General features: G+C 68.3%; 12 protein-coding genes. 8 read left to right on the top strand and 4 right to left on the bottom strand.

Going from position 1 to position 12,951, the window contains the following annotated elements; genetic code table 11:
• Nucleotides 1-7: 7 nt before the first annotated feature.
• Both DIE13_RS00725 and DIE13_RS00720 read right to left on the bottom strand, forming a co-directional pair.
• Nucleotides 8-421: a MarR family winged helix-turn-helix transcriptional regulator gene (locus DIE13_RS00725; RefSeq protein WP_124825355.1), complete on the bottom strand. Its 414-nt coding sequence runs from the start codon at nt 419-421 to the stop codon at nt 8-10.
• A 104-nt stretch (nt 422-525) separates the two neighbouring features.
• Entirely contained in the window at nt 526-1,701 is a 1,176-nt protein-coding gene (locus DIE13_RS00720; protein ID WP_124825354.1) for an HPP family protein, read from the bottom strand.
• A 367-nt stretch (nt 1,702-2,068) separates the two neighbouring features.
• Here DIE13_RS00720 and DIE13_RS00715 point away from each other — a divergent pair, with 367 nt between their 5' ends.
• A complete protein-coding gene (locus DIE13_RS00715; protein WP_124825353.1) occupies nt 2,069-3,034 on the top strand; it encodes a LysR family transcriptional regulator in 966 nt (321 codons plus the stop codon).
• Between the two features lie 48 nt (nt 3,035-3,082).
• Here DIE13_RS00715 and DIE13_RS00710 read toward each other — a convergent pair whose 3' ends face one another.
• Nucleotides 3,083-4,468, bottom strand: a complete 1,386-nt coding sequence (locus tag DIE13_RS00710; RefSeq protein ID WP_124825352.1) for an MFS transporter — start codon at nt 4,466-4,468, stop codon at nt 3,083-3,085.
• 70 nt (nt 4,469-4,538) lie between these two features.
• A complete protein-coding gene (locus tag DIE13_RS00705) occupies nt 4,539-5,477 on the bottom strand; it encodes a 2-hydroxyacid dehydrogenase (protein WP_124825351.1) in 939 nt (312 codons plus the stop codon).
• Nucleotides 5,478-5,590: 113 nt separating this feature from the next.
• On the opposite strand from DIE13_RS00705, the gene DIE13_RS00700 reads away from it, so the two are divergent.
• The 7 genes from DIE13_RS00700 (at nt 5,591) to DIE13_RS00670 (ending at nt 12,918) form a co-directional block, all read left to right on the top strand.
• Complete coding sequence (locus tag DIE13_RS00700) at nt 5,591-6,499, top strand: LysR substrate-binding domain-containing protein (protein ID WP_124825350.1); 909 nt, start codon at nt 5,591-5,593, stop codon at nt 6,497-6,499.
• 256 nt (nt 6,500-6,755) lie between these two features.
• Nucleotides 6,756-7,787, top strand: a complete 1,032-nt coding sequence (locus DIE13_RS00695) for a TRAP transporter substrate-binding protein (protein WP_124825349.1) — start codon at nt 6,756-6,758, stop codon at nt 7,785-7,787.
• 3 nt (nt 7,788-7,790) lie between these two features.
• Entirely contained in the window at nt 7,791-9,677 is a 1,887-nt protein-coding gene (locus tag DIE13_RS00690) for a TRAP transporter large permease subunit (protein WP_124825348.1), read from the top strand.
• Between the two features lie 8 nt (nt 9,678-9,685).
• A complete protein-coding gene (locus DIE13_RS00685; protein WP_124825347.1) occupies nt 9,686-10,762 on the top strand; it encodes a LacI family DNA-binding transcriptional regulator in 1,077 nt (358 codons plus the stop codon).
• Nucleotides 10,759-11,784, top strand: a complete 1,026-nt coding sequence (locus DIE13_RS00680) for an NAD(P)-dependent oxidoreductase (protein ID WP_124825346.1) — start codon at nt 10,759-10,761, stop codon at nt 11,782-11,784. The genes DIE13_RS00685 and DIE13_RS00680 overlap by 4 nt, the downstream gene beginning before the upstream one ends.
• Nucleotides 11,781-12,653, top strand: a complete 873-nt coding sequence (locus DIE13_RS00675; protein WP_124825345.1) for an amidohydrolase — start codon at nt 11,781-11,783, stop codon at nt 12,651-12,653. Before DIE13_RS00680 ends, DIE13_RS00675 begins: the two co-directional genes overlap by 4 nt.
• Entirely contained in the window at nt 12,622-12,918 is a 297-nt protein-coding gene (locus DIE13_RS00670; RefSeq protein ID WP_124825344.1) for a hypothetical protein, read from the top strand. Before DIE13_RS00675 ends, DIE13_RS00670 begins: the two co-directional genes overlap by 32 nt.
• Nucleotides 12,919-12,951 lie beyond the last annotated feature (33 nt).

Here is a 12,951-nt window from a genome sequence, read left to right as displayed (position 1 = left end):
GCTTGGGTCAGTAATCGATCTGCGGAACCTGGAAGGTGCCCTTGAGCGATGTCAGCTCGGCACGATGCATCGCCGCGAGGCGGGCCAGCAGCGTTTCACCGGCCTGCTCGAGGTGAACCTCGACCTGCCGGCGGTCCGCTTCGCTCGTCTTGCGCTTCACGAGGCCGAGCGCCTCGCAGCGGGTCACCAGTGCGACGACGCCGTGATGCTGCGCCTGCAGGCGTTCCGCGATTTCTCCGATGGTTGCCCATTCGCGGTGCGGGTAGCCCTTGATGTGCAACAGCAGCAGGTATTGCAGCGGCGTCACGCCTTCGCTTTGCGCGGCGCGTTCGGAGAAGCGCTCGAAACGGCGCATCTGGTAGCGGAACTCGGACAGTTGCTGAAAATCGCTTTTGGTCAGTGCACGTCGGGTGTCGGTCATTGCAGTCGGTCGGGCAGGCGGTTTCGGTAGCATTAAATATATCACAATATGATATAAATGGCCGAATTTTCGCGAAAAGATCTGCATTGTAGATTGCGCCGGCGTTACGCGGCGTCGAGCATCTGCGTCTGCCGATACAGGCCGGTGACGAGATCCGTCTGGGTAATGATTCCGACGAGCCGGCGCGATGCGTCGACGACCGGGATGTGGTGGTGGCCCGAATGCGTGAACAGCGGCACCATCGCGGTGATCGGCATGGTCTGCGGCACGGACGCGACGTCGCGCGTCATCACGGTCGCGACGCTGGCGGGTTGGCCGCCGAACGACTGCGGCAGCCGCGCGGACAGCCGCTGCCACAGCGGCGTCGGGCGGCGCAACTGGCGCGTGAGGTCGGCGCGCGTGACGATGCCGACCAGGCGATCCTCACCGTCGACGACCGGCAACGCCTTCACGCGATGGCGCTCGAGCAGCGCGAGCGCGGTCGGCACCGGCGTCGACGGCGCGACTTCGATCGCGTTTTTCGTCATCAGGTCGGCACACGTGAGCTGGCCGAAGGTGCGCGTATACGCTTGCATTTCGGTTTCGCGCAGCAACATTTCGAGGTCGTCCGGATCGACGTCGAGCCATTCGCCGCGGCGCTTCAACACCGCGTCGAGGTCGCCGCGCGTGAAGCTGCCGCGTGCCGGCGCAATTGTGCCCGCTTGCGGCTTCGCGTCGGGTCGCACGCCGCCGTGCGGGTAGCGGTGGCCGGTCAGCGCGTGGTACAGGAGCGCGGCCGACAGCAGGATCGCGGACTGCAACGCGATCGGTTCGACCACGAAGCCGAAGCCGAGCGAGTGGATCGCCGGGCCGCCCAGCACGGCGGTCAGCGCAACCGCGCCCGACGGCGGGTGCACGCAGCGCAGCGCGAACATGCCGCCGATCGCGAATGCGATCGCGACCGCGGCGGCCGTGATCGGATCCGCGATCCACTGCGCACACGCAACGCCGACCGTCGCCGCGACGAGATTGCCGCCGACGATCGACCACGGCTGAGCGAGCGGACTCGCGGGCACCGCGAACAGCAGCACGGCCGACGCGCCCATCGGTGCGACGAGCAGCGGCACGAGGCCCGGCACGCCGGGCAGCAGCCGCATCGTGACGCCGACCGTCGCGATGCCGACGAGCGCCCCCGCGCACGAACGCATGCGTTCGCGCCAGCCGAGCGTCATCGGATGGGGAATGAAGCTGTGCAGCCACTGCCGGAATGTGCGGCGCGATGGGGAGGGGCCTGACGACATGGACGGGTAAGCGGTAAGAATGACGGCGCGAGCTGGCGCATCGCGGACAAGCGCGGAATTATATCGCGTTGTGATACAAATTGTCGTGCCTCATCAAGACGGTGCAGGCGCGCGACGCACGTGTCTTGCGAGAACCTTTCGTCGGATGAAAGCCTGAAGGCCGCATGAGTGCGCAAATTTGTCTGCAGCGGCGTACAATTCGGCCCACCGAATCCCCCGATATGTCAGAACCACGTACGCGATGCCCGCTCTCACGCCTGTTTCACGGCACGGTGATCGCTTTGGCGTGGTTCGCGCGCGCGTCCCGTTTCTGCTCTGACGCGAACGCCGCCGCCTTTTCTCCACCGACACTCCCCAAGCCAATTCAATGGACATGCTCGAAAACATGCGCCTGTTCGTGCGCGTTGTCGAAGCCGGCAGTTTTACCGCGGTCGCCAAGGAAATCGACGCGACCACCGCGCAGGTGTCGCGCGCGGTATCGAATCTCGAGGCGCACGTGCAGACGCGTCTGCTGCATCGCACGACACGCCATCTGGGTCTCACCGAAAGCGGCGAACGCTATTTCGAGCGTGCGAAATCGATCCTCGCCGAAATCGACTACGCGAACGCGGAGGCGCGCAACGCGCTGCTGAGGCCGAGCGGCAAGATGCGCATCCATGCGATGACGGGGCTCGGGCAGAGTCACGTCGTGTCGTCGATCGTGCGTTACCAGGAAGACAACCCGGACGTGTCGGTCGAGCTGACGCTCGCGCAACGGATGCCGAATCTCGTCGAGGAAGGCTACGACGTGTCGATCGTGACCGCGTCGCAGTTGCCCGATTCGGGCTACGTCGCGCAGACTTGCGGCACGAGTTGCAGCGTGCTCGTCGCATCGCACGACTATCTGGCGCGCCACGGCACGCCGAAGACGCCGGAAGACCTGCCGAACCATGTATGCCTGCGCCTCGATACGCCCGCGTCGCCGGCCAGCGAGTGGCGGCTCGAGCGCAACGACGGCGAGGAGGCGGTGTATGAACTGCAGCCGGCGCCGTTCCAGGTCAACGTGCCGGACGCGCTGTGCGTCGCGGTGCGGGCCGGGCGCGGAATCGCGTGCGTCGCGCTGTACACCGTGCTCGACGACATCCGCGAGGGCCGGCTGATTCGCGTGTTGCCCGAGTACCGGCTGCAGACGGTCAGTGTGTATGCCGTCTATGCGACGCGCCGCTATCTCGACGCGAAGATCCGCACGTTCCTGGATCACCTGCGCACGACGCTCACGCCGGCGCTGGAAAACGATCTGCGCGAACTCGACCGGCTGGCGGTCGGGGAGGCGCCGGCCATGCACCGCGCATAACACGGTGCGCGATCGCCGCGCGAGCAGGATCGCGCGGCGTGCCGACGCTCATGCGTCCGGCGTCACGCTAATCCGCTCGAAGCGGCCCGCGAGCCACGCGTACGCGGCGATGCCGATCAGCCCGTGCGCGGCGACGAACCACAGTGCGCCCGCGAACGAGCCGGTGTGCGCGACGAAGTAGCCGATCACGAGCGGCGTGACGATTCCCGCGATGTTGCCGAGGCCGTTGAACACGCCGCCGCTCAGGCCGACCATGCCTTCCGGCGCGGTATCGGCGAGCACCGCCCAGCCGACCGCCGCAAGCCCCTTGCCGAAGAACGCGATCGTCATCAGCGCGATCACGACCGTGTTCGACGAGGCGCCGTTCGCGAGCACGAGCAGCGTCGCCATCGACATTCCCACGACGAACGGTGTCTTGCGCGCCTTCGACGGATGCACGCCGCGCCGGATCAGCCAGTCCGACAGCACGCCGCCCAGCACGCCGCCCGTGAACCCGCAGAGCGCGGGGAGCGCGGCGACCCAGCCCGCTTCCATGATCGTCATCCCGCGTCCCTTGATCAGGTAGATCGGGAACCAGGTGATGAAGAAGTAGGTGAGCGCCGTGATGCAGTACTGACCGATATAGATCGCCCACAGGTTGCGGTGGCGGAACAGTTGCGATGCATCGCGCCACGACACGCGTGCGCGGTGACGGACGCGATTCGCCTCCAGATCGACGAGCGCGCCGTGTGCACGCAGATAGTCGCGCTCGGCGTCGCTCACGCGCGAATGGCCGTGCGGCTCGCGATACCACGCAAACCACAGCGCCGCCAGCGCGACACCGAGCAGCCCCATCCACAGAAACACGTGCTCCCAGCCGAGCGTGTGCGTGAGCCACGCCATCGCTGGCGTGAACAGCACCACGGCCATGTATTGCGCGGAATTGAACAGTGCCGACGCGGTGCCGCGCTCGGCCGTCGGGAACCAGCACGCGACGATGCGCGAATTGGCCGGGAACGCCGGCGATTCGACGAGGCCGAGCATGAAGCGCATCGCGAACAACGCGAGCGTCGCCGCCACGCCCTGCACGGCGAACCATCCGACCGTGCCCTGCAGCATCGTGAAGACCGACCACAGCAGCAGGCTCAGGCCATACACGCGGCGCGCGCCGAAGCGGTCGAGCAGCCAGCCGCCCGGGATCTGGCCGATCGCATAGGCCCATGCGAACGCCGAGAAGACGATGCCGAGCTGCACGGGCGTCAGCCCGAGATCGTGCGCGACGCCGGTGCCGGCGATCGACATCGTCGCGCGGTCCGCATAGTTGACGACGGTGACCGCGAAGATCAACGCGAGCACCGTATAGCGGACACGGCCGATCGTGCGCGATGCGGCGGGGGAAGTGGGTGAGGCGGGCGACGCGGTGGCGGCTGCGCCGCCGCTGGATCGATTGGACATGCGTGTCTCCTGGCCTCCGTCGTGCGGAGGCATCCGGTTTGGTGTTCTCGTGCGGGCGGGCGTGTCGCGATCAGCGCGTGACGCTGGTCGGCGGCCGCTGGCCAGCGAAGCAGGCGGCGAGGTTGGCGAGCACGATGCGTCCCATTGCTTCGCGCGTCTCGTGCGTGGCGCTCGCGCGGTGTGGCTGCACGACGACGCGCTCGAGTTCGAGCAGCGCGGCCGGCACGTGCGGTTCGTTGGCGAACACGTCGAGACCGGCGCCGGCGATCGTGCCGTCGGCGAGCGCGCGCACGAGCGCGGCTTCGTCGACGAGCTTGCCGCGCGCGACGTTGATCAGGAATCCTTTTCTACCGAGTGCGGCGAGAACGTCGGCCGTCACCAGCACGTTGCCGTGATCCGCGGATGCCGCCAGCACCAGCACGTCGCTGTCCCGTGCGAGCGCGATCAGGTCGGGCTCGTAGCGATAGCCGCTGTCGCGATGCTCGCGTGGGCCGAAATAGCTGACGGGCATCCGGAACGCCTGCGCGCGTTGCGCGATCGCGCGCCCGACGCGGCCAAGGCCGACGATGCCGAGCCGCTTGCCGGTCACCTGCGTCGCGAGCGGCTGCGCGGCCTTGCCCCAGCGGCCGGCGCGCACGATGCGCTCGCCGGCGCCGAGGTCGCGCAGCGTCATCAGGATCAGTCCCATCGCCATGTCGGCGACGTCGTCGGTCAGCACGTCGGGCGTCGTCGTGACGTGGATGCCGCGCGTGCGGGCGCGCTCGAGGTCGACGGCGTCGGTGCCGATCCCGCTGATCGCGACGATTTCGAGTGCGCTCAGCCGGTCCATCAACGCGGTGGACAGCCCGTTCGCGCCGCCCGTGACGACGCCGCGGATGCGTGGCGCGACACGATCGAGCAGCGCGTCCGGCTGGTCGGCCGCATACAGGCGATGCACCGCGTAACGGGCGGACAGTTCGGCGTCGATGATGTCGGGAAGCGGCTGGGTGAGCAGGATATCGATGGTCATGAAAGTCTCGGTCGTCGTGCGCGGCGTGGGCCGCGCATCAGGTGCAACCGAGTATAGAAATCGTATCGATATCCGTCTAACATCAAACGACTATCGATTGATTCAATAATTGAATGATTGAACTGAACCAGCTTCGCTGTTTCGTCGCGGTGGCCGAGGAACTGCACTTCGGTCGCGCGGCGAAGCGGCTTTTCATGACGCAGCCGCCGCTCAGCCGGCAGATCCAGTTGCTCGAGCATGCGCTCGGCATCGCGCTGCTCGAACGCAGCAGCCGGCAGGTCAGGCTGACCGCGGCCGGCGAGCGCTTCCTGCGCGATGCGCGACACATCCTCGAATTTTCCGCGCGGGCGGAACAGGCCGCGCAGCGCGTCGCGCATGGCGGCGCGGGGCGCATCACGCTCGGCTTCACGGCCGTCAGCGCATACCGGATGATTCCGGTGCTGCTCGCGCATGCGGCGCACGCATTGCCTGACGTCGATGTCGAACTGCGCGAGATGGTGTCGACCGTGCAGATCGACGCGCTCGCGTCGCGCATGCTCGATGCGGGTTTCGTGCGCCAGCGTGCCGCGCGCCACCCGCTCGAATACCGGCTTGTGCAGCGCGAGCCGATGCTCGTCGCGGTCGCGCAGGGCGCACCGCTCGCCGCATATGAACGGATCGGCCCCGACGAACTCGACCGGCAGCCGTTCATCGCGTATTCGCCGAACGAGGGGAAGTACTTCCACGACATGATCTCGGGGATGTTCGCCGGCGCCGGGCGCCTGCCGAACTACCTGCATTACGTCGGGCAGACGCACACGATCCTCGGCCTCGTGCGTGCCGGGCTCGGCGCCGCGCTCGTGCCCGCATCGGCGCGCGAACTGCATGTCGACGGGGTGGTGTTCCGCCCGCTCGCGGGCGTCGACGTGGCGGCCGAACTGTACCTCGCCTGGCGCGCGGACAACGACAATCCGGCGCTGCCGGTGTTCAACGCGATGGTCGAGCGGTTTCTGACGGAGGGGGCGGACGGCGGAATCGTGTAACGCCCGAGTCTCAACCGAAAGTCAGTTGTCTGACGATATGGGCGGTGATTGGGCCGGACGCTGCGCCCGCGGCGCCAGAAGCCGCATGATCCTGCGTTCCATCCCGGGTTCGGGCCGGAAATAGCCCCGCATCCGTCGAATTTTCATCCGCAAACAGGGGAAACCCTCATTTTGTTCTCGTCGGTCGTCGTATTACTGTATCGATACACTAAATCGATACAGTGCGCCGGGAGGCGCAATCGCAAAGGAGACGTCCATGACTACCTTCACCCGGCGGCGCTTTCTGCAAACGGCGTCCGCAGCCACGCTCGCGGTCGCGGGCGGTTTGCCGAACCTCGCCCGCGCGGCACAGCCGACCGTGACGCTGCGCTGCTCGTCGTCGATGCCGGCCGACCAGAACGCCGCGCACTACGTGTGGTACGAGCGCCTCGTCGCGAACCTGAAGGCGAGCGTCGGCGATGCGATCCGGATCGACTACTTTCCGAACAGCCAGCTCGGCAAGGAGAGCGACGTCGCGCAGCAGGTGAAGATCGGGGCGATCGACATGATGATCGCGGGGTCGTCGATCTGGGCGACGGTCGCGCCGGAGCTCGGCATGCTCGATCTCGGCTACCTGTTCGACAGCTATGCGCACGTCGCGAAGGTGCTCGACGGTCCGGTCGGCGCCAGCCTGAACGCGCTCCTCCAAAAGCGCTCGGGCTGTTCGGTACTGACGTGGGGCTCGCACTTCGGCGGGCGCTGCGTATTCACGAAGCAACCCGTGACGGCGCTGCAGGGCGTGAAGGGCACGAAGCTGCGCGTGCTGCCGACGCCGGCGTTCATGGACACCTTCAAGGTGATGGGCGCGGTGCCGACGCCGATTCCGTTCGGCGAGTTGTACATGGCCGTGCAGACGGGCGTCGTCGACGGGCTCGAGCACGATCCGGCCACCGTGCTCGCGAGCCGCTTCGACGAGATCGTCAAATCGTGCTGGCAATCGCACCACGTGTTCGCGGCGATGACCGTGGTGATGGGGCGGCGCGCGCTCGACCGGATTCCCGCGAACCTGCGCCCGGCGTTCGACCGCGCGGTGGCCGATGCGACCGTGCAGCAGCGCGCGATTGCCACGCAGAAGGCCGCGCAGGCGGAGCAGGCGCTGAAGCAGCACGGGATGACGTTCCACCCGATGGCGGACGCCGAGCGCACGGCGCTGCGGCAGGCGATGCACGACCGGCTCTACGTCGCGTTCGCGAAGCAGTATCCGGCGACCGCGTCGCTGTTTCCGGCGATCGCCGCCGCGCGGAGTTGAGCGATGGATACCGGTTCCGTTTCGCGCGCCACGCCGGCTGCCGGCGCAAGCCGTCCGGCCCGCGTCGCGTCGCGCACGCTGGACGCGGCGATGCGCTGGATCGAATACGTGTCGGCGGCGGTGCTGGCCGCCGACGTGCTGGTCGTGTTCGTGTCGGTCATCTTCCGCTATTTCCTTCACGATCCGGTCGACTGGGCCGAGGAGGTCGCGAGCGCGCTGATGATCGTGCTGGTGTTCTTCGGCGCGGCGACGGTGCTGGGGCGCGGCCAGCATGTCGGCATCGACCTGTTCCGCGGCTGGCTGCCGGCAAGCTGGCAGGGCGCGCTCGTGCAGATCGGGCACTGGATCGTCGCGGCGGTTTCGCTGAACCTGCTGGTGTCGTCGTGGCAGTTGCTCGGCGACTCGTACGACCAGTTGACCACCGGTGGCCTGCCGGGCTGGATCAACGTGTATCCGATGATGTTCGGCGCGCTGTTCATGAGCGTGTTCGCGCTGGCGAACGCACTGAACGCGCCGCGCCGCCGCGTGATCGGCACGCTCGCGTGCTGCGCAATGCTTGCGGGTGCCGTGTACGGCTGGAATGCGCTGCAGCCCGAGCATGCGATCGCACCGGGGGCGCTGCTGATCGCCGGCTTCGTCGGCGGGCTCGTGCTGGGCGTGCCGATCGGCTTCGTGCTCGCCTTCTCGGCGCTGCTGTATTTCCTCGCCGATCCGACGTTGCCGCTGCTCGTCTACTCGCAGCAGGTGATGGCCGGCGCCGATCATTTCGTGCTGCTCGCGGTGCCGTTCTTCGTTCTCGCCGGCCTGCTGATGGAGTCGAACGGGATGTCCGCGCGGCTTGTCGAATTGCTGCTGCGGATGTTCGGCCGCGTGCGCGGCGGCCTCGGGCTGATCGTGATCTTCGCGACGGCGTGCTTTTCCGGCGTATCGGGTTCGAAGCTGGCCGACATCGCGGCGGTAGGCGGCGTCGTGATGCCCGCCGTGCGCCGCGCACGCCAGGACCCCGACGAAACCGCGGCGCTGCTCGCGTGCAGCGCGGTGATGGCCGAGACGATTCCGCCGTGCGTGAACATGATCATCATGGGCTTCGTCGCGAACATCTCGATCGCGGGGCTGTTTCTCGCGGGGATCGTGCCGGCGGCCGTGCTGGCTGCGTCGCTGGCCGTCGTGACCGTGATCTGCGGACGCCGGATCGACATCGACTCAGTGTTCACCGAGCGTCGCGCATGGCTGCCGCTCGCGGGCGGCGCGCTCGTCGCGCTGATCATGGTCGCGATGATCGGCAAGGGCGTGACGTCGGGCATCGCTACGTCGACGGAAGTGTCCGCGTTCGCGGTGGTCTATGCGCTCGTGGTCGGCTGGGCGGCGTTCCGCGAACTGACCTGGCGTTCGGTCGGCCGCGTGTTCGTGCGTGCGGCGTCGATGGCGAGCGGTATCCTGTTCATCGTCGCGGCGGCGTCGAGCGTGTCGTTCGCGCTGTCCATCGAGCAGATACCGGCGCTCGTCTCGGGCACAATGACCGCGTTCGCCCATCAGTACGGCTCGACGGCATTCCTGTTGCTGGCGGCGCTGTTGATGATCGTGTTCGGCGCGGTACTCGAAGGCGCGCCCGCGCTGATCATCTTCGGGCCGCTGCTCGCGCCGATCGCGCTGCAGCTCGGCATCAACCCGCTGCACTTCGGCACGGTCGTGGTGGTGGCGATGGGGCTCGGATTGTTCGCGCCGCCGGTCGGGCTCGGCCTGTTCACGACCTGCGCGATCACGGGAACCGAGGTCGGGCGCGTGGCGCGGCCGATGGTGAAATACCTGCTGGTGCTGTTCGCCGCCCTGGTGGCGCTGATCTTCGCACCGGCGTTTTCGTTGTGGCTGCCGGCCCATTTCGGCCTGTAGCCCGTTCAATGCAAGACGACATGAGTACGATTCAGGACGTGGCCCGTCATGCGGCCGTTTCGGTCAGCACGGTTTCGAACGTGCTCAACGGCCGCACCGATCAGATGAAGCCCGAGACGCTCGAACGCGTGAAGGCGTCGATGGACGCGCTGCAATACCGGCCGAGCACGCTCGCACGCCAGCTCAAGACGGGGCAGACGCCGCTCGTCGGGCTGCTGGTGCCGTCGATGGCGAATCCGATGTACGGCTACATCGCGCGCGAGATCGAGGCCTGTGCGCAGGAACAGTACGGTCATCGCGTACTGATCGGCAACACGTATCGAGATGCCGGCAAGGAGGCGTCGTTCTTCGAAGACCTGTTCGCGCACGGCGTGCGGCGCGTGATCGTGATCTCGTCGCTCGCCGACGAAAGCCACCTCGAGCGCGCGGCCGAACGCGGGATGACGGTCGTCAGCTACGACCGCCGCGCGACGCCCGGCGAGCAATCGCAGGTCGATCACGTGACGGCCGACAACGAGGCGGCCGCGCGGCTCGCGACCGGCTGCCTCGTGGCCGCCGGCCATACGCGGCTCGCGTTCGCGACGGTGGCCGGCATCACCTTGAGCCGCAGCGACAAGATTCGCGGCTTTCTGGCGGTGGCGCGCGATGCGGGCGTCGACGCGCACGTGCTCGACGGCGGCCCGGCGAACGAATACGGCGACGCGGTGATCGTCGACGTCGGGCGCGCGCTCGGCGCCGCGCTCGCGGCCGACCCGGCGCGGCCGACCGGCATCGTCGCGGTCAACGACCTGTTCGCGCTCGGCCTGATGGCCGGGCTGCGCGACGGCGGATTGCGGGTGCCCGACGATGTGTCGGTCGTGGGGATGGACGGTCATTTCCTGTCGGCGATTTCGTCGCCGGCGCTGACCACGGTGCAGTTGCCCGTCCCCGACATGGCCGCGGAAATGGTGCGACGCGTGATGCGGCACGACGGCGATGCGTCGTCGGTGCCCGGGCAGTGCGTGTTTCCGGGCGTCACGCTCGTGGAGCGCGCGTCGGTTGCGCCGCCGCCGCGTGCAGTGGACGCTGACGGAGGCCCGGCATGACCCGCGTCTATGTCACCCATCCGTCGGGGATGCTCGATCACTACTTCGGCGCGAAGGCGCTGCGCGCGCTGCAGGCGATCGCGGACGTCACGTGCAATCCGCTGGACCGCGAACTCGGCACGGACGAGCTGATCGCCGCCGCGCACGGATGCGACGCGATCATCGCGTACCGGCAGACGCCGGCGCCGCGCGCGCTGTTCGAGGGGTTGCCCGCGCTCGCCGCGTTCCTGCGCTGCGCCGTCGACATCCGCACCGTCGACGTCGGTGCGGCGAGCGCATCCGGCGTGCTGGTCACGCAGGCGAGCCCAGGCTTCGGACCGGCCGTCGCGGAGTGGGTGATCGGCGCGATGATCGACCTCGCGCGCGGCATCGGCGGCTATGCGAACGCGTACCACCGCGGCGCACCGCCGGTGCCGCTGATGGGCCGCGAATTGCGCGGCAGCACGCTGGGCGTGATCGGTTACGGACAGATCGCGCGCCGTCTCGCGCCGATCGCGACCGCACTCGGCATGCGTGTGCTGGTGAACGACCCGTACGCGCGGGTTGACGCGCCGTCGCTCGAACAGGTCGATTGGGCGACCTTGCTGCGCGATGCCGATTACGTCGTATGCCTCGCGCCGGCGACGCCGGCAACCGCGAACCTGTTCGATGCGCGTGCGTTCGCCGCGATGAAGCCCGGTGCGTGCTTCGTTAATGCGTCGCGCGGCGAGCTCGTCGACGAGCAGGCGCTCGCCGAGGCGCTCGACGGCGGCCGGCTGGCCGGTTGCGCGCTCGATGTCGGCCGTGCGGCGGACCAGATGCCGACTCCCGGACTTGCCGCGCATCCGCGCGTGATCGCCACACCGCATATCGGCGGGCTGACGCGGCCGGCGGTCGAGCATCAGGCGCTGGAGACGGTCGAGCAACTCGCCGCGCTGCTCGACGGGCGCGTGCCGAATGGCGCGGTCAACGCGGCACATGCGACGCGGCTCGAACGCTGGCGTTCGACCGACACGTCCGCCGTGCAGGGCGACGCACGATGACGCGCGACGACGACGACGGCCTGCAGCCGTCGCACGCGTGCGATTGCCATATCCACATCTACGACGATGCGTATCCGCTCGCGCCGACGGCGACGTTCCGGCCGCCGCACGCGCCGGTGGAGGCGTATCGGCGCGTGCGACGAGCGCTCGGTCTTGCGCGCGTAGTCGTGGTGCAGCCGACCGGCTATGGCTTCGACAACCGCTGCACGCTCGCTGCGCTGGCCGCGCTCGGCCCGCAGGCGCGGGGCGTGGCGACGGTGCCGGTCGACGTGCCGGACGTCGAACTCGAGCGGCTGCACGCGGCGGGCATCCGCGGCGTGCGGTTCATGATGCTGTCGGGCGGCACGTCGCGATGGGACGAACTGGAACGGATGGCCGCACGGATCGCGCCGCTAGGCTGGCACGTCGACCTGCAGCTCGACGGCCGCACGCTGCCGGACGTCGAGCCAACGTTGGCGTCGCTGCCCGCGCGCGTCGTGATCGATCATACGGGCAAGTTCCTGACGCCGGTTGCGCCGGATGCACCCGCGTTCGTCGCGCTGCGGCGCCTGCTCGATTGCGGCCACGTATGGGTGAAGCTGTCGGCGCCTTACGAGACGTCGCAATCCGGTGCGCCGGGTTATGACGACGTCGCACGCCTCGCGACCGTGCTCGCGCACGCGCATTCGGCGCGCTGCGTGTGGGGCAGCAACTGGCCGCACCCGAACGCCGTGCCGGTGCCCGACGATGCGCGCCTGCTCGACTGGTTGCACGCATGCACGGCGAACGATGCGGTCGGCCGCGCGATTCTCGTCGACAACCCGGCGGTGCTGTACGGATTCGATCCGAATGCCGCGAATGGCCGCGAATCCGATCGAGACGCCGGTTGACGCGCTCGCGCAAAAGTGCCGGGCGGAGCGGCAATGCGCGGATAGCATCGCCGCGTTGCGCGCCGAAGCAAAGAATCCGGAGCGCGAGACCGGGCTGTTCGAGAAGCCGCGTCCGGACGACGCGCCACGCTTTCGCTTGCGTCCCGGCACGATGAGGCCGCTGCTCGCATCCCTTGCGCTCGGCCTTGCTGGCGGCCGGCGCAAGCCCGTTATTGGCGTGCCGTGGTTTCCGCGTGAAGCGGGAAAGCGACGCAGGGGTAGGTGAAGCGATGCGCGGGGCTTCGGCGCGGCGCGTTCG

Origin of the sequence: Burkholderia sp. Bp9016 (assembly GCF_003857765.1) — a bacterium.
Classification (GTDB): domain Bacteria; phylum Pseudomonadota; class Gammaproteobacteria; order Burkholderiales; family Burkholderiaceae; genus Burkholderia.
This window is presented reverse-complemented; position numbering and strand designations above follow the sequence as displayed.

Excerpts from the sequence above, each read along its gene's own strand:
- DIE13_RS00725 (WP_124825355.1), bottom strand. The coding sequence starts at position 421 with ATGACCGACACCCGACGTGCACTGACCAAAAGCGATTTTCAGCAACTG.
- DIE13_RS00720 (WP_124825354.1), bottom strand. The coding sequence starts at position 1,701 with ATGTCGTCAGGCCCCTCCCCATCGCGCCGCACATTCCGGCAGTGGCTG.
- DIE13_RS00715 (WP_124825353.1), top strand. The coding sequence starts at position 2,069 with ATGGACATGCTCGAAAACATGCGCCTGTTCGTGCGCGTTGTCGAAGCC.
- DIE13_RS00710 (WP_124825352.1), bottom strand. The coding sequence starts at position 4,468 with ATGTCCAATCGATCCAGCGGCGGCGCAGCCGCCACCGCGTCGCCCGCC.
- DIE13_RS00705 (WP_124825351.1), bottom strand. The coding sequence starts at position 5,477 with ATGACCATCGATATCCTGCTCACCCAGCCGCTTCCCGACATCATCGAC.
- DIE13_RS00700 (WP_124825350.1), top strand. The coding sequence starts at position 5,591 with ATGATTGAACTGAACCAGCTTCGCTGTTTCGTCGCGGTGGCCGAGGAA.
- DIE13_RS00695 (WP_124825349.1), top strand. The coding sequence starts at position 6,756 with ATGACTACCTTCACCCGGCGGCGCTTTCTGCAAACGGCGTCCGCAGCC.
- DIE13_RS00690 (WP_124825348.1), top strand. The coding sequence starts at position 7,791 with ATGGATACCGGTTCCGTTTCGCGCGCCACGCCGGCTGCCGGCGCAAGC.
- DIE13_RS00685 (WP_124825347.1), top strand. The coding sequence starts at position 9,686 with ATGCAAGACGACATGAGTACGATTCAGGACGTGGCCCGTCATGCGGCC.
- DIE13_RS00680 (WP_124825346.1), top strand. The coding sequence starts at position 10,759 with ATGACCCGCGTCTATGTCACCCATCCGTCGGGGATGCTCGATCACTAC.
- DIE13_RS00675 (WP_124825345.1), top strand. The coding sequence starts at position 11,781 with ATGACGCGCGACGACGACGACGGCCTGCAGCCGTCGCACGCGTGCGAT.
- DIE13_RS00670 (WP_124825344.1), top strand. The coding sequence starts at position 12,622 with ATGGCCGCGAATCCGATCGAGACGCCGGTTGACGCGCTCGCGCAAAAG.